Below are 18229 nucleotides of genomic sequence, written 5' to 3'. Positions count from 1 at the left end.
GGCTGATCGCATACGGGCCACTGCTCTCCGACGACGGCGACACCTGGCTCGGCACAGCCGCACTGCTCCAGGCACCCAACCCGGACACCGCACGCGCCCTCCTGACCCCGCACCGGTACGCCACCGTCGAAGTCCACAACTGGGAGCCCGGCGGCCGCCGGTGAACCACGAAGACACCGGGCCGATGCGGGGCGTCCCGTTGGCGGGCGGACCGGTGGAGCCACGGGGCGCACCGGACCTGGAGACCACAACGGCAGGGTCATGCCGCGCCGGTTGCCGGCGTGGACCAAGGAGCGGCACCAGGACCCGTCGGTCTGCGAAGTGACCGTGATGCCTTCAGGGGTGCGGCTGGTCTTCCGCACCGATGCACACGCACTGGAGTTACGAGCTGGTGGGTGAGAGCGGTTGAGGGGCAATCGCGTGAAGGCGGGACGATCCAGCCCGTGGTGATCATGGCCGGCCGGTACGTCCTCGCGCATCAGCTGTTCACAGGAATCTCCCGGCAGCATCCGGCCTGCCTGGCAGAGGAGCTGGCCGTCCCGTGGCAGGCTGCTGCGGAGGGTCGTCGTCACGAGGCACGGGGCGGGGCCGGGAGACGTGAGGCGGGGGCAGGTGCCCGGCATCGCCCGGTGTTCGTCGACCGGCCGGTCGTCACGCTGATCCACCCGCGGCACGATCTCCCGCACCCCGTCCCCGCCCTGCTGCTCGGCGTCGACCGCTCCACCGGCACCCGCGCGACCGGAGAGATACGCGGGCTCCTGGCCGAACGCGGATGCGCAGTCCCCGACCGGCCCGGCCTGCGGCCGCGGACCGGGGCGGACGTCTTCGCTCACGCCCGGGCCGAGGGCATCGAGCTACGTCTGCACGCCACCGGGATCCAGGTCCGACGCCCCGTCGCCGGCCGCGGCGGACGCCGCGCGTTCGTCCCGGGCAAGAAGAAACGGAACACCATGAAGGCCACCGCCGTCGCCGGCCACCAGGACCGCACGCTCCGGACCGACGCCCTGCGACCAGGGCGGATGCACCACGCGACCGCCGCACGCAACGAAGGCATCGGGACCTGTTTCCAGCACTTCCCGGACGTGGAGGTCCTCCTGGACGACGGCTGTCCCGGGCTCCGCCGCGATCGTCCCGGCCAGGCCGTGACCCCACCCGGGAAGGGAAACAGGACCAGCCCGCCCGAGGTCCTCGAAGCCCGCCCACGAGCCCGGCACCGGCACTCCTCAAAACACATCACCGTCGAACACGCCCTCGCCGACCACCAACGCCGGAAACAGCTGGTCCGCTGGACCCACCGCCGGGAGAACCCGCCCGCCACCTACCGGGCCGTCGCCGGCCCCGTCTCCGACCGCAACACCACCGGCTGACACAAACCCGCAGCGCAGGCCCCCACGTGTCCCGTGCAATCGCGCACCAGCTCGTAAGCAGGGAACCGGGCCCTTCCGCCTTCCCCGCCCCACCATCGCTGTTCGCTGGTCCGCCGGTACGGCGGTGACCGGTCCCGGCGCCTCGTGGCTGTGCCGGTGGGCCTCGACGGCTACCCCGATCGGGTAGCTGCTTCGACGCAACACTTCACCTGACCGAACGCGCTGTATCGGATCCGACGTGACGGCAAGAATGGAATCCGATCCGTCGAAAAGGTGGCATTCGCGAGAGTTCATCGTTGATTCGCCCGGCTTCGGCTGACGAATATTCTTCACCTTGGCTTGGGGAGGACGAGCGAAATGAATCTGCATCTGGAATCGTATTCCGATGCGGCCGCTGAGGCGGAGCTCTCGGAGCACCGGCTCGAGAACATGGAGATCGGGCGGCGATCCGGCCAATTCCCGCAGGCCGATGCCCGGCTGGCCGGGGCGGAGTCGCAGATCAAGGTCTGGTGCAGCAACGACTACCTCGGCATGGGGCAGAACTCCAAGGTGACCGCCGCCATGAAGGCCGCGGTCGACAACCATGGAGCGGGTTCCGGCGCTTCCCGCAACATCGGCGGGACCAGCCAGTACCACGTCCGGTTGGAGCGGGAACTCTCGGACCTCCATGGCAAGGAGGCCGCGATGATTTTCACGTCGGGCTATACGGCCAACGATGGAGCCCTCACCGTTCTGGCGAGCACACCCAAGGACACCATCGTTTTCTCCGATGAGCGGAACCACGCATCGATCATCGACGGAATTCGGCACAGCGGAGCGCAGAAGCATATTTACCGGCACAATGACGTCGCACACCTGGAAGAACTGCTGGCGTCCGCTCCCGCGGACCGCCCCAAGCTGATCGTGCTGGAATCCGTGCATTCGATGCTGGGCGATGTCGCGCCGGTCCACGAGATCGCCGATCTCGCGGACCGGTACGGTGCCACGACGTACCTCGACGAGGTGCACGCGGTCGGCATGTACGGCCCCGAGGGCGCCGGCATCGCCGCGCGCGAGGGCATCGCGGACCGGTTCACGATCGTGATGGGCACCCTCGGGAAGGGCTACGGCACGATCGGCGGATACGTCGCGGGACCGGCCACCGTCATCAACGCGATCCGCCGGCTGTCGCGTCTGTTCGTCTTCACCACCTCGTTGCCGCCGGCGATCGTGGCCGGCGCGCTGGCGTCCGTCCGCCACCTGCGGACGTCCGGGACCGAGCGCAGGGCGCTGTCGGAGAACGCGCGGATGATGCACCGTCTGCTCGGTGACGCCGACATCCCGTGCCTGTCGCCCGACTCGCACATCATCTCCGCGATCGTGGGGGACTCCAGGATCTGCCGGCAGGCCTCCGAGCTGTTGCTCGAACGGCACGGGATCTACGTCCAGTCGATTGCCGCTCCGGACGTGCCCGCCGGTGAGGAACTCCTGCGGATCACCCCGTCCGCGATCCACGAGCCGCAGGAGGTCGAGCAGCTTGCCGGCATCCTGCGCGGTATCTGGCGAGAGCTGGGCATCGCCACGGCAAGCGATCGGAGCGGGCGTTCATGACCGGGTCGATGGCTTCTGTCCTCGCCGATTCAGCTGCCCGCAGACCTGCGCATCCGGCTGTGGTGTGCGGCTCGGAGCGGATCTCCTACGCGCAGTTGTGGGACCGGACCCGCCGGTACGCCGCGGCACTGGGAGAGCAGGGGATCGGCCCCGGGGACAGGGTCTCGCTGCTGCTGGGGAGCTCTGCGGAGTACGCGGCCCTGTACTTCGCCGTGCTGACGCTCGGTGCCGTGGTCGTGCCGGTCAACCCCCTCCTGAAGCCCGCGGAGATCGATCACGTGCTGAGGGACTCCGGATCGCGGGCCCTGGTGTTCGCCGGCCCCCTCTCCGCGGAGACCGCCCGCAGCGCGAAGGAGGCCGGGGCCCAACTGCTCACGGCCGGGTACGCGCACCCCGAGGCGGTCCGTCTCGACGAAGCGGCCGAGCCCGTCGACACGTTCGTGGAACGCGCGCCGGGGGACCTCGCCGCGATCCTGTACACGTCCGGCACCACCGGCAGGCCGAAGGGGGTGCTGCTGACGCACGGCAACCTCGTATCGAACATCCGGAGCGCGGCTGTGGCACCCTTCGCGTTCGATGGCGGCGACGTCCTCCTGTGCGCTCTCCCGCTGTCGCACGTCTTCGGCCAGATCTGCTGCATGGCGGTCAGTTTCTACGCGGGCGCGACCATGGTCGTGATGCCGCGCTTCGTGGCGGGCGAGGCCCTGCGGCTGATGCGGGTGCACGGGTGCACGGTCTTCATGGGCGTCCCGACCATGTACCACTCACTGCTCGACGAGGTCGCGAACGGTGCGCAGAGCCCACGGCTCTCCCGGGTGTACAGCGGCGGGTCCGCCCTTCCGGTGCCCGTGCTGGAGCGGGTCCGGGCGATGTTCGGCTGCGAGGTCTACGAGGGCTACGGGCTTTCGGAGACGTCCCCGGTGGTCGCCTACAACATGCCGGGCATCGCCTGCAAGCCGGGCACGGTGGGCCTGCCCATCGAGGGCGTGGAGGTGGGCATCGCCGACGCCGAGGCGGAAGGCCGCATCACGTTCGTGCGGCAGGGCGAGGTCGGTGAAGTCGTGGTACGCGGGCCCAATGTGATGGCCGGATACCTCAACCGCCCGAAGGAGACCGCGGAGGTTCTGGTCGACGGCTGGTTCCGCACGGGTGACCTGGGCGTGCAGGACGCGGACGGATATCTGTCGATCGTCGATCGCAAGAAAGACATGATCATCCGCGGCGGCTACAGCGTCTATCCGCGCGAGGTGGAGGAGACGCTGCTGGGCCACCCGGCCGTGGCCGGGGTCTCGGTGGTGGGGGTGCCGAGCGAGAAGTTCGGGGAAGAGGTGTGCGCCGTCGTCGTGGTCGGCGCCGGCCACACCCCTGGCGACGGCCTTGCGAGCGACATCGTGGCCTGGGGCAGGAAGCGGATGGCGGCCTACAAGTACCCGCGCCGCGTCGAGTTCGTCGATGCCTTCCCGCAGGGGGCCAGCGGGAAGGTCCTCAAGCGCGAGCTCGTCGGCCGCTACGCGTGAGGTGGGCCGCGCCGCCACTCGTCGACGCCGGGGTGTCCTGTCGCCCGGATCGGGAAGCGGGTCCGACTGCCGGTGCCGGTCCCGCTTCCCGGTGAACGCCGTCGGTGCGGGGTGGGTGGTGGTGCGGGGGAGCGGGCCGCGGCCCCGGCCCGGCTTCCGGTGGTTCGGTGCCGGGACGGTGGGCCGCCTCGGCACTCCGGGGTCAGAGAGCGGACTTCACCGGGGTGTCCTGGGGTACCGGTTCCACGGGCTGCCGGCCCGGGCGCAGTGCGATCGCCAGCAGGAGTGCGCCGCACAGCGCGACCAGCATGGTTCCGGCGGCGCTGATGTGCATGGCCTTGATGAACGCGTTGTCGGCGAGGCTTACCAGGTCGGGTTGGTGGATCGTGGCCGCGGCGTGCCGGGCCTGTTCCGCGGAGATCTGTGCCTGGGCCCGTACCCGGTCGGGATAACCGCCCAGCGAGCCATCGATGGCGTGCCGGTAGGCGAGCGACATGACCGTGCCGCCGACCGCGATCCCCAGCAGGCTGCCGCTCTGGCGCACGGTGCTGAGGACGGCCGATCCGGCGCCGGCCCGCTCCAGCGGCAGGGCACTCATGAGTCCCCCCGTCACCGGGCCGATCACCATGCCGATCGACAGCCCCTGGATCAGGTAGGCGATCTCGTTGACGGCCAGTGGGGTGTGCAGTCCGAAGAACATGTTGCAGCCCATGGCGAGGCCCGCTGTGGTCAGTGCCGTCGCGGTGACCGAGCGCAGTGTCCAGCGGTGGGCCAGATGGACGCCGAGGGGTGCTCCCACGATCGCCCCGATCGCAGTCGGGGAGAACGCGAGGCCCGCCTCCAGCGGTGAGAAGCTGCGTGCGCCCTGGAGGTAGAAGGCACCGTAGAAGCTGGCGGCGGTCATGGCGAACATCAGCAGGCCGAGCGCCACGTTGCCGAGCCCGAACATGCGCTGGGCGAGCAGGCGGGGGTCGAAGCTGGGCTGGCGGTGGCGCAGTTCGACGAGCGTGAAGGCGGCCAGGAGGGCCACTCCGGCCGCGATCGAGCCCCAGACCGACACCGAGGCCCAGGAGGCTGCCTGCCCGGCGTGGATCAGTCCGTAGGCGAGGAAGGCGAGCCCGCTGATCGACAGGAGCAGTCCGGCAGGGTCCAGCGGGCGCGGGGTGGGGCTGCGGAAGTTGGGTACCAGGGTGGCGATCCCGATCAGTGAGAGCACTGCGATCGGGATGTTGACCAGGAAGATCGAGCCCCACCAGAAACGGCCGAGGAGGACTCCGGCCAGCAGGGGGCCCGCGGCGATTCCGACGCCGGCCGATGTCGAGGAGATGCCGATGGCGGTCGCCCGGGCGGGTCCGCTGAAGGCCCACATGAGGACGGCCATCTGCGCGGGCATGATCAGCGCGCTTCCCAGGCCCATCGCGGCCCGGGCCGCGATCAGTTGGTTCGCGTCGCCCGCGTAGGCCGCCCATACCGAGGCGCCGGCGAAGACCGCCATTCCCGTGGCCAGCACGGTGCGGTGGCCGAAGCGGTCGCCCAGGGCGCCGGAGGTGAACATCAAGGTGGCGAAGACCAGGGTGTAGGAGCCGGTGGCCCACTGCAGCTGGCTGGGGCTGGCGCCCAGGCCCTCGACCGGGTCGGAGAGGGTCTCGAAGGCGGTGGTGAGGATGGTGTTGTCCAGCCAGATCAGCAGCGAGGACAACAGGAGCACGGCGAGGATCAACTGCTGCCGGGACTTCGGCAGAGCTGGAGGCGTCGGCATGGGAGACCTTCAGTGAGATCGACAGGAACCTGACGAATTTATTGTGTGTGATCGTCAAGAAACCTGTCAATCTCGCAGGCCGTCACACGCCCACCGCACCCACGACGGCCCCTCGTTCCGACCAAGGGCGGGCGCTGGGGATCTTCGTGGGCATCGGATGGGGCGCCGGCGGCTTCGCCGCCGCCCCGCTGCCGCCGGGGCGGCAGGAGCGCCGGCCCGCCGAAGGCGCGGTCGCGGGTTTCGAGGTCCGGCGGACGGGCGGCCGTCGGCAGGTCCGGCCGAAGCCGTCCGACCCGCGGGATCCGCGGGATCCGCGGGAGGACTTCGCGGACTTCGTGGCGCGCGTCGGGCCCGGTCGGCCGTCCGGTGTCGGCCGTCCCGTTCAGGGCTGAAGGCCCACCGGGCCGGAGGGGCCCGCCCCGCTGTTCGGGCGACGGTGCGCGGCAGGCCGTACAGCACGACGGTGCCCGAACCGGATGTACATGACACGCCCATGCCCAACGCCTTGCCGGGGCAGAACCAGGAACACCCGGCCCCTCGGGCTCGCGCCGGGACGAACCGGACAGCACGTCGGTCTCGAACCGCTCCGACTCCTCCACCGAATCGGCCGGGCTCGAGGAACTCACCGGATTTCGCGCAGTACCCGGTCGGCTACACCGGTCGGACACTCGCTTCGACGCGCCGCTCCAGCCGCCCGGACGTTCTTTCCCGCATATCCGGTGAACCGGCAGGATCGGGCTGCACCCGGGACGGCAGATCACAATCCGCCGGGGTATATACCGAGAGGCAGGGCCATGACCCCACAGGACCAATGGTGGCGCGAAAGCGACAGCTACGTTTCGGATATTCTCTCGGCCCTTGCGGCGGCACCAGATCGGCCTGCCCTTTTCTGGCGCGGCCAAGAGTTTTCCGGCAGCGAACTGATCCGGTCCACCACCGAGATATTCTGCGCACTGCGCGACCAGGGCGTGGGCAAAGAAGACGTCGTAGCGATTCTGGTCGCCCCGAACAGCCCCGAGATGCTCACCGCGCGATATGCCGCGCACCTGCTCGGCGGCACCATCTGTTACCTGCGGTCCACCAACCCGGGGACCATATCGACGATCCTCCCGCTCGACCACCAGATCCAGATCCTGTGCGACACCGCGGCCGCGACGGTATACGCGGACGCCGAGAACACGCAGCGCGCACTCGAACTCTCCGAGGCCGCCGGCGGACTCCGAGTGACCCGGACCGGCGGCACCGGCCACGACGCGGCGGAGCGGGCCGACACCCCGCGGGCCGCGCAGTGGGATCCGGGCGCCGTGGCAGTGATCGGGTTCACCAGCGGAAGCACCGGGCGGCCCAAGGGCATCCGGCTCTCCGGCCGGGTCTGGAACGGAGCGGTCCGCGGCATGACGGCGGCCGATCGCGCGGCTGAGAACGTGAAACTGCTGGTGACGACACCGCTGAGCCACACCGTCGGCACCATGGCCGACGCGGCCCTGGCCCTGGGCGGAGAACTCCACATCCACGATCACTTCGACGCGGGAGAGTTCACCAGGACAGTCGAGAAGTCGGCGATCTCGTGGACCTTCCTGGCGACGGTCCAACTGTTCCGGCTGCTCGACCACCTGGAGGAACTCGGGGCGCACGACCTGGAATCCGCCGGCCTGTCCTCGCTGAGCCGGCTGATCTACAGCGGCAGTGCGGCGGCGCCCGCCAGGATCGCACAGGCGGTCCGCATCCTCGGCCTCATCCTGGTGCAGGCCTACGGCACCTCGGAGACCGGCCGTATCACGTCGCTCAAGCGCGAGGAGCACCTCGACCCGTGGCTGTCGACCACCGTCGGCCGCCCCTTCCCCGAGGTTGAGGTCGTCATCGGCGAACTGGTCTCGGGAGCGCCGGTGCCCACCGGGGAGGTGGGCCAGGTCCGTGTCCGCTCACCGCACCTGATGAACGGCTACACCGGTGACCCGGAACGCACCGCGAAGGTGCTCCGGGACGGCTGGTACTACACCGGCGACATCGGCTACTGCGACGAGAAGGGCTATCTGCACCTGCTGGGCCGGGTGGCCGAAGTGATCAAGGTCAACGGGGTCAAGGTCCACCCGACGGTGGTCGAGAGGGAAATCCTTTCCCTGCCGGGAATCCGGCATGCAGCCGTCTACAGCGTGCCGGACCAGGACGGTTCCGAGCACATTCACGCCGCGCTGGTCTGCGACCCTGCGGCAAAGGTCGAGACGGAGAGCGTCCGTGCCCACATCATCGATTCGCTCTCGGTGCTGCACGCGCCGGAGAGGATAACCACCCTCGACGCGCTGCCGCTGAACGAGAACGGGAAGCCCGACAAGCTGCGCCTGCGATTGCTCGATAGCTGATCCGGTGTTTTCGACGTCCGGAACCACAAAATTCGACAGAAAAGGCGAACGGAATGAATCTTCACCTGGAGTCGTATTCCGAAGGCACCATCGCTGAGCGGGTCGCCACCCACCGGCGGGAGTTCCTGGAGATCGCCCGCCACTCCGGCGAGTTCCCCACCGCCACCGCGCGGCGGGACGGGGGAAACCTCCCGATCACCGCCTGGTGCAGCAACGACTACCTCGGCATGGGCCAGAACCCCCGGGTCATCGAAGCGATGACGAGCGCGATCCGGGCCCACGGCGCAGGTTCCGGCGGCTCCCGCAACATCAGCGGAACCAACCAGTACCACGTCCAGCTGGAGCGGGAGCTCGCGGAGCTGCACGGCAAGGAGTCCGCCCTCCTCTTCACCTCCGGATTCACCGCCAACGACGGAGCCCTCACCGTGCTGGCCGGGCTGCCGGGAAACACCGCCGTGTTCTCCGACGCGGAGAACCACGCATCGATCATCGACGGCCTGCGGCACAGCGGCGCGCAGAAGTACGTCTTCCGGCACAACGACATCGCCCACCTGGAAGAACTGCTCGCGGCCACTCCCGCAAACCGCCCGAAGCTGATCGTCCTGGAGTCGGTCTACTCGATGTCCGGCGACATCGCACCGCTGGCCGCGATGGCCGATCTCGCCGACCGCTACAACGCCACGACCTACCTCGACGAGGTGCACGCGGTCGGCATGTACGGCCCCGAAGGCGCGGGCATCGCCGCCCGGGAGGGCATCGCCGACCGGTTCACGGTCATCATGGGCACCCTGGCCAAGGGCTTCGGTACGGTCGGCGGCTACATCGCCGGACCGGCGGCCCCCATCGAGGCCGTCCGTACGCTCTCGCGCGGCTTCATCTTCACCACCTCGCTGCCGCCGGCGAACGCGGCCGGGTCGTTGGCAGCGGTCCGCCACCTGCGGAACTCCGAGGCCGAACGGCAGGCCCTGGCCGAGAACGCGCGGCTGCTGCACCAGCTGCTCGACGAGGCGGACATCCCGTTCATATCCGCGGACTCACACATCGTGAGCGCCTTCATCGGGGACGACCGGGCGTGCAAGCAGGTGTCCAGGCTGCTGCTCGAGCGGCACGGGATCTACGTGCAGCCCATCAACGCCCCCAGCGTGCCTGCCGGTCAGGAGATCCTGCGGATCGCGCCGTCCGCGGTGCACACCCGATCCGACGTGGAGGACTTCGCCGAGGCGCTCCGCGACGTCTGGAAGGAGCTGGGCATCCCGTCGGCCAGTGACCGGCGGCTGGCCCCGCAGAGCTGAGGCGCGCCCCTGTTCCCCGGCCCCGTGCGTCCGAAACACCCCTGCCGGAGCGCACGGGGCCGCCGCGTGTCCGCCTCCGACCGGGCCCTCGGCGCTCCGTTGCAGGCATCCCGGGCAGCTGGCCGGGGGGCGGAGCGATCGGGTCGGCAGGTTTTTTGGCACGTACCTGCCACTGATCGAGTGAGTCGTCAGGGCGGCCATAGCATCGATTGCGAAAGGCAATCCGAGGGGGCGAAAACAATGAGCGAGCGAGGGTCCGCAGTCGTCACCGGCGGCTCCCGGGGAATCGGCCGGGCGGTCGCCGTCCAGTTAGCGGCGGACGGATATGACATTGCGTTCTGCTATCGCCTCGGCGGCGACGCGGCCGTGCAGACCGAGAAGGAGATCCGCGATCTGGGCGTGGAGTGCTATCACGCGCCCTGCGACGTAGCCGATCTCGATTCGGTGCAGGCGTTCCTCGGCACCGCGGAGGAGAAGCTCGGAGAAACCGCCGTTCTGGTCAACTCCGCCGGTATCGTCAAGGACAACCCCATGGTCCTGATGCCGGCTGCGGACTGGCATGCGGTCATCGACACCAACCTCTCCGGCACCTACAACTTCTGTCGCAGCGCGGTTTTCGGATTCATGAAACGCAAGAGCGGCACCATCGTGAACATCTCGTCGGTCGCCGGCGTGTTCGGAAACCCGACCCAGACCAACTACTCGGCGGCGAAGTCGGGCATCCACGGCATGAGCAGGGCGCTCTCCAAGGAAGTCGCCAAATACGGAATCCGCGTTAATGTGGTGGCACCCGGATTCATCGATACCGACATGACCGCAGGGCTCTCCGAGAAGGCCAGGGAGGCCGCACTCGGCATGATTCCGATGAATCGGATCGGCAACCCGGACGACGTCTCCGACCTGGTGTCCTTCCTTGTTTCGGAGCGCGCCTCCTACATCACCGGACAGGTCATCCAGGTCGACGGTGGAATCGCCTTCTGATGTCAGAAATGCGCAAGTTTTCCGCACCTCTGGAAGCGATCGACGGCATCGTCCGGATCAACGAGTCCGGGATCACGGCAACAAAAACGGTCCGCACCGGGGACCCGTATCTCGAAGGACATTACCCGGACTTCACGATCTATCCCGGCGTGTTCATCATGGAATCGGTGAACCAGGCGGTCGACGCATACGCGGCACGCGTGCTCGGCACCGACCGGATCGCGGATCTGGTCACCGTCATGTCCGCGCGCTTCACCTCGCCCGTCCTGCCGGGAGACACGCTGCAGGTGACCTGCCAGGTCACCGTCCACGGTGACGACCTGGGCGTGGAGGCGAACTGCCGTACCGCCGCGGGCACCGCCGCGGCGCGATTGAAACTGATGTACCGGATTACGGGCGGAGACACCCGGTGATCGACCACGCCGGAATTCGGAACATCCTTCCGCACCGCCACCCGATTCTGCTCGTCGACGCGGCCCTGGAGCTGCACCCATTCGACCGTATCGTCACCGTAAAAGCAGTCTCCGGCAGCGAGCCATGCTATGCGAACATGGCCGAAGGTCTCGATCCGAGTGCTTTCACCTATCCGAAGTCACTGCTCATCGAATCCTTCTGCCAGAGCGGTGCCGTCCTCTGGCTGGAAAGCATCAGGAGCCGTGGGGAATCCCTGAACGGAACACTCATATTCGCCGCGGCCAAGAACGTCCGGTTTCATTCCCCGGTCCATCCGGGCGACACCGTACGGCACAGATTGAAGATCGACCAACTGGTAGGCGACAACGCATTCCTGTCCGGCCAGAGTTTCGTCGGCGACAAGCCCGTCATGACCATTGGCGAAGCAATCGCGGTCGTGCGCCCGAACGATGGGACCGCCCACCGGGCATGACCCCCACGGGCAGCACCCCATCGAGCCGACGCCCATCCTCCGGCTCGGATATTCCGCAAGACATCCAGTAGCGAACAGACAGCACAGGAAGTTGTGACGCGATGACGACTGCAATCAACCAGCAGCTGATGGACGAACTCCGCGAGATGATCGCAGAGGTTCTCGAGGAGGAACCGGAGAAGATCACCGAGACCAGCCTCTTCATCGACGCCCACGAGGCCGACTCGCTCCAGGCGATCGAGATCCTGGCCCGCATCGAGAAGAAGTACAAGATCTCACTGCCGCAGGAATGCCTCGCCGACATGGTGAACCTGCAGGCCGTGTACAACACCCTGGTCGAGCACTCCGACGGGAATCTCTGACATGACCCGCCGAGTGGTGATCACCGGCCTCGGACCTCTGTCGACCATCGGTGTCGGCCCGGACGCATTCGCAGCCGGTCTACGTGCCGGAAAAAGCAACAGCGCGCCCATCCGCAGTTTCGACGCCTCCGGATTCCCGCACAACATCGCGAACGAATTGGGCGACGTCCACCCCTCGGAATACGTCAGGAACGTCGACCCGGAGGACTGGGGGCCGGCCAGCCTCGCCGCGGCCGCCGTGGCGAGGCTGGCGGCCGACGACGCCGGCCTCGACCGCGCCGAACTGCGGCGCGGCCGGGCAGGGTCGGTCTTCGGCACGACCGGAGGCGAGACCAGCCTCCACGAGGACGCGTACAGGAAGTGGCTGGACGACGGGCCCGCTGCCGAGTTCGGCGACCTCGTGCAGAAGATCCCCGCCTACCGGCTCGCTGTCGCGGCCAACCGCGAACTCGGCATCGACGGCGAAGCGGTGACGCTCGCGACCGCGTGCTCGGCGAGCAACTACGCGATCGGCTACGCCTACGACGCGATCGCCGGCGGCGACAGCGACTACATGATCGCCGGCGGCTCGGAGGCCATGTGCGCGTTCGCCGTGGCCGGCTTCTACCGGCTCGGCGCTCTCGCGAAGGACGTGTGCACGCCCTTCGACGCGAACCGCAAGGGCATCCTCATCGGCGAGGGCAGCTCCGCGCTGCTGCTCGAGTCACTGGACTCGGCGCTCGCCCGAGACGCCAGGATCTACGCCGAAGTGCTCGGCTACGGGCTCAACTGCGATGCCAACCACATGGTTTCCCCACTGGCCGCATCGATCGCCGAATGCACCCGCCGGGCCCACAAGAACGCGGGGGTGAAGCAGGAGGAGATCGACTACATCTGTGCCCACGGCACCGGCACACCGTCGAACGACGCCGCCGAGATCGCCGCCATGCGCGAGGTGTTCGGCGACGGACTCCCTCCGATGAGTTCGATCAAGTCGATGCTCGGCCACTCCATGGGTGCGGCGAGCGGCTTCGGGGCGATCGCTTCCTGCCTGGCGATCCAGGACGGCTTCATCCCGCCGACCATCAACCTGACCACACTCGACCCGAACTTCGCAGGGGTCGACGTAGTGCCCAATGCTTCGCGGCCCGCCGACGTACGGATCGTGCAGAACAACGGGTTCGCCTTCGGTGGCAACAACGCCATCACGATCTTCGGGAGGTACGAGTGAGCGTCATGGCCGTGACCGGGTGGGGGGTGCTGTCCGCCATCGGCACCGGTGCGGAGGAGTTCTCCGAGAACTGGGGCCAACGCCTCAGCGGCCGCAAGAACGTGACGGAGATGTTCGAGCAGGACCTCCCGTCCGAAACCGCCTGCGCCATACCCGACTTCAACGCCAAGGCACACCTGCGCCGCAAGGGAAGCAGCTTCTTCGACCGCTCGACGGCACTGTCCGTGGTCACCTGCAAGCTCGCCCTCGAAGACGCCGGCCTGGCTCACGACCCGGCAGACGAGAAGGCGGGCGAAGACATCGGGCTGGTACTCGGCCTGAGCAGCGGCGGGCCCCAGGCGATGTCCGACTTCATCCACGAGATGTACACCAGTGACAAGCCCTACCTCGTCAACCCGGTGCTGTTCCCGTACGCAGTGATGAACGGCGCGGCGAGCGCCACGGCGATCTGGCACCACCTCAAGGGCGTCAACGCCACGGTCTCCGGCGGCCAGATGGCCTTCCTGACCGCACTGCGCTACGCCCGCAACAAAGTCCGCAACGGTTATGTGAACGCCGCGGTGACCGGTGTGGTGGAGGAGTTCTCCCCGACCCGGGCCTGGGCATCGCACCAGGCCAGGGGCGGAGAGGAAGCGCGTGTCGACGTCGGCGAGGGCGGCGCCTTCTTCGTACTGGAGGACGCCGGGACCGTACGCACGGCAGGCCGCGGCCTCGACGCGGAGATCCTGGCCGTCGAGTGCGGCCTCTACGGGGAGCCCGGCAGCGAGGACGACCCGGTCACCGGCATGGCGGAGTGCATCGTCCGGGCACTGGAGTCGGCCGGTGTCGAACCGGGCGATATCTGGACGGTCGCACCGTCGCTCTCCGGTTCGCCCCGGCGCGACCGGATCGAACGGCTGGCCATCACCACCGGGCTGGGCACCGACACACCGAACCTCCTGCCGGTCAAGGAACTGGTCGGAGAGACCTACTCCGCAGCAGGCGGAATGCAACTGGCCGCGCTGCTCGCGGAGCACCGCAGAAACCCCGAGCGCGACGGCCAGGTCTCCCTGGTCACGTCACTCACCTCCGAGGGGATGGCCGGTGCGGCCGTGATCCGGGGGTGGAGCCGTGCGACGAGCGCATAACACCTGGGAACCGGTCGCCCGGTCCGCGGCCGGCGGCATACCGCTGAGCGCCCACAGCCCGGCCCACCGTCCCACGATGGTCATGCTGCACGGCCTGGAGGACGACTGGCAGAGCTGGAAACCGATGGCGGACGGGTTCGGCGACCGGTTCCACTGCTACGCCATCGACCTGCCGTGGCGGGCCGGCGGCGACTACGCGTGGCGCGCCGGCGGGACGGCGGCGCAATGGGTGGAACACGCCCTGGAACTGGTACCCCGGCCGGTCTCGGTCGTCGTCGCCCACTCCATGGGCGCGAACGCCGTGCTGCACTGGCTGGCATCGGGCCCGACGCGGCAGGTCGACGCGGTGGTGCTGCTGTCGCCGTTCCACCGCCTGGCTTCCGCCCCGGTGGACTGGGCGATGTTCGACCGTTCGCTCGCCGACTTCCGGACCACCATGGAGGCCGGGCTGCGGGCGCGTCTCGGTGAGCGCGCCGAGCGGCTCGAACCGGCGATCCTCGACCTGATGGCCAAGAAGGCCCTCGACCGCATCGGTCCGGAAGGCTTTCTCAGCCTGTTCGACCTCTTCATCTCCTCGTCCGGGATCGACCTCTCCTCGAACACCGTGCCGACGCTCGTGGTCGGCGGGTCGGCGGATCCCGGCATCAGCGGTCCGCGCGCCGAGGCCCTGGGCCGCGATATGCCGGCCGCGGAGATCCGGCTCGAGGAAGACCTGACCCATTTCTGTCACATCGAGCGGCCCCACAGGGTGACCGGACTCGTCTCGGAGTTCTTGCTCCGCCACCTGCCCGCCGACCCGGAAACCGGGCGGCGGCCGGTACCGGAAGGAATGCGTCTGTGAGCACCCGCTACCCCCCGAAGTTCTACTTCTCCCTGCACAGCCCCTACAGCTGGATGGCGAGCAGGCTGCTGGCCGAACGCTGCCCGGAGGCACTCGACTCGCTGGAGTGGATCCCGTACTTCTACCCGGACGAGCAGACCTGGAAGTCGATGGCGGAAAGGGGGATCGAGCTGCACTACCGGGACATGAGCAAGGCCAAGCACCTCTACATCCTCCAGGACGTCAAGCGGCTGTCCGCGCGGTTCGGTTTCAACATGACCTGGCCGGTCGACCGCGAGCCGTGGTGGGTGCTGCCGCACCACGCGTGGCTCGCCGCCAAGCGGACCGGCGACCAGAACACCCTGTACTGGGCACTGGTCGAGGCCCGTTGGGGGCGCGGCGAGAACATCTGCGACCGGGAGACGGTACGCAGGATCGCCGATGAGGCCGGGCTCGACGGCGAAGCGCTGAGCGCCGCCCCCGAGGACCCGGAGCTGCGGGAGGAGGGCATGGCCGCTCAGGAAGCGGCCTACCTGGACGACGTGTTCGGCGCGCCGTACTTCAAGGTCGGCTTCCAGCGGTACTGGGGCCTGGACCGTCTCGACGACTTCATCGCGGGATTCCGTCAGTGGCAGCAGAAGGGCAAGGCGGCATGATGACGCAGCCGATCGCCGACCGGGCACCGGAGACGCAGAGCCTGACCGGCCTGCGCCGTCCGGTACCGGTCGTCCTCGACATCGACGGCGACCCGATGGAGGGCATTCCGGCCGAACTGGTCGACCTGGTGGGTCAGTTCGACCAGGACACCGCGGGTGGCTGCGGCTGATGGCGTCCCTGCCCGAACAGACGCACTGGATCGACGGAGCCTGGACCACAGGGCACACCCGGTGGATCGACGTGATCGACCCGACGACCGAGGAGCGCCTGGCGGCCGTGCCGGCGGGCACCGCGGCGGACGCGGAACGCGCGGTCGCCGCGGCCGGGAAGGCATTCGGCCGCTGGTCCGCCGTGCCGCTCGAATCCCGCATCGCCGCGGTACGGGCGGTCGCGAAGGGACTGTCGGCCCGGCACGACGAGATCGCCGCGGCGATCACCGCGGAGGTCGGTGTGCCGGCGTGGTTCTCGCAACAGGTGCAGGCGAGCCTGCCGGCCGCCACGTCGGTCGCGGTCGCCGCCGTCGCGGAGGAGTTCGCCTGGACCGAGCAGATCGGGCATTCGACCGTCCTCCGCGAGCCGGTCGGGGTGGTCGCGGCGATCACTCCTTGGAACTTTCCGCTGCACCAGGCCGTCGCCAAGGTCGTACCCGCGCTGCTGGCCGGGAACGCGGTCGTGCTGAAGCCGAGCGAGATCGCACCGCTGACCGCGCGGTTCCTCGCCGAGGCCGTCCACGACGCGGGGATCCCCGACGGCGTCCTCAACATCGTCCACGGCGAGGGCCCGGTGGTCGGCGAGGCGCTCGCCACCCACCCCGATGTCGACATGGTGTCCTTCACCGGATCGACGGCGGCGGGCAAGCGCGTCGCGGCACTCGCCGCGGGAACCGTCAAGCGGGTGGCCCTGGAACTGGGCGGCAAGTCCGCCAACCTGGTGCTCCCGGACGCCGACCTCCCCGCCGCCGTCCGGGCCGGTGTCGCGAACTGCTTCATGAACGGGGGCCAGCTGTGCTGGGCCTGGTCCCGCATGCTGGTGCCCGCCGCGCTGCACGGCCAGGCGGTGGCGGCGGCGGCCGCGGAGGCGGAGGCGTTCACCGTGGGTGACCCCACCCGGCCGGGCACCCGCCTGGGCCCGCTGGCATCCGCCGCCCAGCGCGACCGGGTACGGGGCTACATCGAACGCGCGATTGCCGACGGCTCACAGCTCGCGGCCGGCGGCCCGACACCGCCGGACGGGTTCGAGCGCGGCTACTTCGTCCGGCCCACCGTCTTCGCAGGCGTCGACCCGGCCGCAGTGATCGCCCAGGAGGAGATCTTCGGGCCGGTGCTGTCGATCATCCCGTACTCCTGCGAGGACGAGGCGGTGGAGATCGCGAACGCCACCCGTTACGGCCTCGGCGGCGCGGTGTTCTCCGAGGACCCCGACCATGCGCTGGCCGTCGCCCGACGACTTCGCACCGGACAGGTCGACATCAACGGCGCGTCCTTCAACCCGGCCGCCCCGTTCGGCGGCTACCGCCAGTCGGGCAACGGCCGTGAGCTCGGCCGCTTCGGGCTGGAGGAATTCTGCGAGGTCAAGTCAATCCAACGGCCGGCATCCGCATGACGGCCGCTGCAGGAAAGTGAGACACCGTGCCGACCCGCACGCTCGACGACGGCATCGAGATAGTCCTGATGATCCGCGACGACATGCGGCGCTACGGGATCGAGGGAATGTTCCGTTCGCTCGACACCCCGCCGATGACGCATGCCTGCACGGACTTCGAAGAGCTCGCCGGATTCTCCGGCGGCCAGCTGATCATCTCCTCCAACGACGTCGCGGGCCCCCTGCCCGACGCAACCGCAAAAGCCCTGCGCGCACACGGCATCCGCATGCTGATGCTGATCGACTCGGCCTCCGTGCTCGACCCCTCGTGGGCCGATCGCGCGCACGGCTTCCTCGACTGGGCGGACCTGTGCCCCGATTCACTGCGCGAGGCGATCGCCGACATCGCCTCCGGGCGGTTCTACATGTCGGAGACCCCGGCACGGCGGTCGGTGACCGCATCCGAGCCGGCCGCGGACGCACCGGCCGCGCGCCGGGTCCCGATCTCGCTGACGGCACGTGAACTCCAAGTGCTGCGGCTGATCGCCGGCGGGCTGAGCAACCGGCAGGTCGCACGCTCCCTGAGCATTTCCGAGCACGGCGTCAAGCGCTTGGTCGGAATCGTCCTGGCCAAGCTCAACTGTCCCAACCGCACCCTCGCCGTGGTCCGGGCCATCGAGTGGGGACTCCTCACCCTGTGAACCGACCATTGCTCGGAAG

Annotated in this window: 17 protein-coding genes; 16 read left to right on the top strand and 1 reads right to left on the bottom strand. The window is 68.8% G+C overall.

Going from position 1 to position 18229, the window contains the following annotated elements; translation table 11 throughout:
* Positions 1-452: 452 nt before the first annotated feature.
* The 3 genes from ACFYW1_RS35565 (at position 453) to ACFYW1_RS35555 (ending at position 4474) form a co-directional block, all read left to right on the top strand.
* On the top strand, positions 453-1367 hold the full coding sequence (locus ACFYW1_RS35565) for a transposase family protein (protein ID WP_389003054.1): 915 nt from the start codon (positions 453-455) through the stop codon (positions 1365-1367).
* A gap of 357 nt (positions 1368-1724) precedes the next feature.
* Positions 1725-2957 carry a 5-aminolevulinate synthase gene (gene hemA / locus ACFYW1_RS35560; protein WP_389003045.1) on the top strand — a complete coding sequence of 411 codons (1233 nt, stop codon included), beginning with the start codon at positions 1725-1727 and terminating at the stop codon, positions 2955-2957.
* Complete coding sequence (locus tag ACFYW1_RS35555) at positions 2954-4474, top strand: long-chain fatty acid--CoA ligase (RefSeq protein ID WP_389003042.1); 1521 nt, start codon at positions 2954-2956, stop codon at positions 4472-4474. Before hemA (ACFYW1_RS35560) ends, ACFYW1_RS35555 begins: the two co-directional genes overlap by 4 nt.
* Positions 4475-4676: 202 nt before the next feature.
* Here ACFYW1_RS35555 and ACFYW1_RS35550 read toward each other — a convergent pair whose 3' ends face one another.
* Positions 4677-6233 carry an MFS transporter gene (locus ACFYW1_RS35550; RefSeq protein ID WP_389003039.1) on the bottom strand — a complete coding sequence of 519 codons (1557 nt, stop codon included), beginning with the start codon at positions 6231-6233 and terminating at the stop codon, positions 4677-4679.
* Positions 6234-7027: 794 nt separating this feature from the next.
* On the opposite strand from ACFYW1_RS35550, the gene ACFYW1_RS35545 reads away from it, so the two are divergent.
* From ACFYW1_RS35545 to ACFYW1_RS35485, 13 genes are all read left to right on the top strand, one after another.
* On the top strand, positions 7028-8593 hold the full coding sequence (locus ACFYW1_RS35545) for a class I adenylate-forming enzyme family protein (protein WP_389003036.1): 1566 nt from the start codon (positions 7028-7030) through the stop codon (positions 8591-8593).
* A gap of 53 nt (positions 8594-8646) precedes the next feature.
* Positions 8647-9885 (top strand): 5-aminolevulinate synthase, encoded by a 1239-nt coding sequence (hemA, locus tag ACFYW1_RS35540; protein WP_389003033.1) that lies wholly within the window; start codon positions 8647-8649, stop codon positions 9883-9885.
* Positions 9886-10125: 240 nt separating this feature from the next.
* Positions 10126-10866 (top strand): 3-oxoacyl-ACP reductase FabG, encoded by a 741-nt coding sequence (gene fabG, locus ACFYW1_RS35535; protein ID WP_389003029.1) that lies wholly within the window; start codon positions 10126-10128, stop codon positions 10864-10866.
* The gene (locus tag ACFYW1_RS35530) at positions 10866-11279 is read left to right on the top strand and encodes a 3-hydroxyacyl-ACP dehydratase FabZ family protein (RefSeq protein ID WP_389003025.1); all 414 of its coding nucleotides are present in this window, start codon (positions 10866-10868) and stop codon (positions 11277-11279) included. The genes fabG and ACFYW1_RS35530 overlap by 1 nt, the downstream gene beginning before the upstream one ends.
* Positions 11276-11752, top strand: a complete 477-nt coding sequence (locus tag ACFYW1_RS35525; protein WP_389003022.1) for a 3-hydroxyacyl-ACP dehydratase FabZ family protein — start codon at positions 11276-11278, stop codon at positions 11750-11752. Before ACFYW1_RS35530 ends, ACFYW1_RS35525 begins: the two co-directional genes overlap by 4 nt.
* A 101-nt stretch (positions 11753-11853) precedes the next feature.
* On the top strand, positions 11854-12114 hold the full coding sequence (locus ACFYW1_RS35520) for an acyl carrier protein (RefSeq protein ID WP_376686821.1): 261 nt from the start codon (positions 11854-11856) through the stop codon (positions 12112-12114).
* Position 12115: 1 nt separating this feature from the next.
* Positions 12116-13324 carry a beta-ketoacyl-[acyl-carrier-protein] synthase family protein gene (locus ACFYW1_RS35515; protein WP_389003019.1) on the top strand — a complete coding sequence of 403 codons (1209 nt, stop codon included), beginning with the start codon at positions 12116-12118 and terminating at the stop codon, positions 13322-13324.
* A gap of 5 nt (positions 13325-13329) precedes the next feature.
* Positions 13330-14451: a beta-ketoacyl synthase N-terminal-like domain-containing protein gene (locus tag ACFYW1_RS35510; protein WP_389003051.1), complete on the top strand. Its 1122-nt coding sequence runs from the start codon at positions 13330-13332 to the stop codon at positions 14449-14451.
* Complete coding sequence (locus ACFYW1_RS35505) at positions 14435-15292, top strand: alpha/beta fold hydrolase (protein WP_389003016.1); 858 nt, start codon at positions 14435-14437, stop codon at positions 15290-15292. Before ACFYW1_RS35510 ends, ACFYW1_RS35505 begins: the two co-directional genes overlap by 17 nt.
* On the top strand, positions 15289-15927 hold the full coding sequence (locus ACFYW1_RS35500) for a 2-hydroxychromene-2-carboxylate isomerase (protein WP_389003013.1): 639 nt from the start codon (positions 15289-15291) through the stop codon (positions 15925-15927). Before ACFYW1_RS35505 ends, ACFYW1_RS35500 begins: the two co-directional genes overlap by 4 nt.
* The gene (locus tag ACFYW1_RS35495; protein WP_389003010.1) at positions 15924-16097 is read left to right on the top strand and encodes a hypothetical protein; all 174 of its coding nucleotides are present in this window, start codon (positions 15924-15926) and stop codon (positions 16095-16097) included. The genes ACFYW1_RS35500 and ACFYW1_RS35495 overlap by 4 nt, the downstream gene beginning before the upstream one ends.
* Positions 16097-17530 carry an aldehyde dehydrogenase family protein gene (locus tag ACFYW1_RS35490; RefSeq protein WP_389003007.1) on the top strand — a complete coding sequence of 478 codons (1434 nt, stop codon included), beginning with the start codon at positions 16097-16099 and terminating at the stop codon, positions 17528-17530. Before ACFYW1_RS35495 ends, ACFYW1_RS35490 begins: the two co-directional genes overlap by 1 nt.
* A gap of 26 nt (positions 17531-17556) precedes the next feature.
* A complete protein-coding gene (locus ACFYW1_RS35485; protein ID WP_389003004.1) occupies positions 17557-18210 on the top strand; it encodes a LuxR C-terminal-related transcriptional regulator in 654 nt (217 codons plus the stop codon).
* Positions 18211-18229: the final 19 nt, after the last annotated feature.

The organism is Streptomyces sp. NPDC002669 (assembly GCF_042889165.1).
Taxonomy (GTDB): domain Bacteria; phylum Actinomycetota; class Actinomycetes; order Streptomycetales; family Streptomycetaceae; genus Streptomyces.
Note: the sequence above shows the minus strand (reverse complement) of the source record. Positions and strands in the feature narration are given on the sequence as shown.

Coding starts and splice junctions, on each gene's coding strand:
- ACFYW1_RS35495 (WP_389003010.1), top strand. CDS start 15,924: ATGATGACGCAGCCGATCGCCGACCGGGCACCGGAGACGCAGAGCCTG.
- ACFYW1_RS35555 (WP_389003042.1), top strand. CDS start 2,954: ATGACCGGGTCGATGGCTTCTGTCCTCGCCGATTCAGCTGCCCGCAGA.
- ACFYW1_RS35530 (WP_389003025.1), top strand. CDS start 10,866: ATGTCAGAAATGCGCAAGTTTTCCGCACCTCTGGAAGCGATCGACGGC.
- ACFYW1_RS35545 (WP_389003036.1), top strand. CDS start 7,028: ATGACCCCACAGGACCAATGGTGGCGCGAAAGCGACAGCTACGTTTCG.
- ACFYW1_RS35510 (WP_389003051.1), top strand. CDS start 13,330: ATGGCCGTGACCGGGTGGGGGGTGCTGTCCGCCATCGGCACCGGTGCG.
- ACFYW1_RS35490 (WP_389003007.1), top strand. CDS start 16,097: ATGGCGTCCCTGCCCGAACAGACGCACTGGATCGACGGAGCCTGGACC.
- ACFYW1_RS35515 (WP_389003019.1), top strand. CDS start 12,116: ATGACCCGCCGAGTGGTGATCACCGGCCTCGGACCTCTGTCGACCATC.
- ACFYW1_RS35565 (WP_389003054.1), top strand. CDS start 453: ATGGCCGGCCGGTACGTCCTCGCGCATCAGCTGTTCACAGGAATCTCC.
- hemA (WP_389003033.1), top strand. CDS start 8,647: ATGAATCTTCACCTGGAGTCGTATTCCGAAGGCACCATCGCTGAGCGG.
- hemA (WP_389003045.1), top strand. CDS start 1,725: ATGAATCTGCATCTGGAATCGTATTCCGATGCGGCCGCTGAGGCGGAG.
- fabG (WP_389003029.1), top strand. CDS start 10,126: ATGAGCGAGCGAGGGTCCGCAGTCGTCACCGGCGGCTCCCGGGGAATC.
- ACFYW1_RS35520 (WP_376686821.1), top strand. CDS start 11,854: ATGACGACTGCAATCAACCAGCAGCTGATGGACGAACTCCGCGAGATG.
- ACFYW1_RS35550 (WP_389003039.1), bottom strand. CDS start 6,233: ATGCCGACGCCTCCAGCTCTGCCGAAGTCCCGGCAGCAGTTGATCCTC.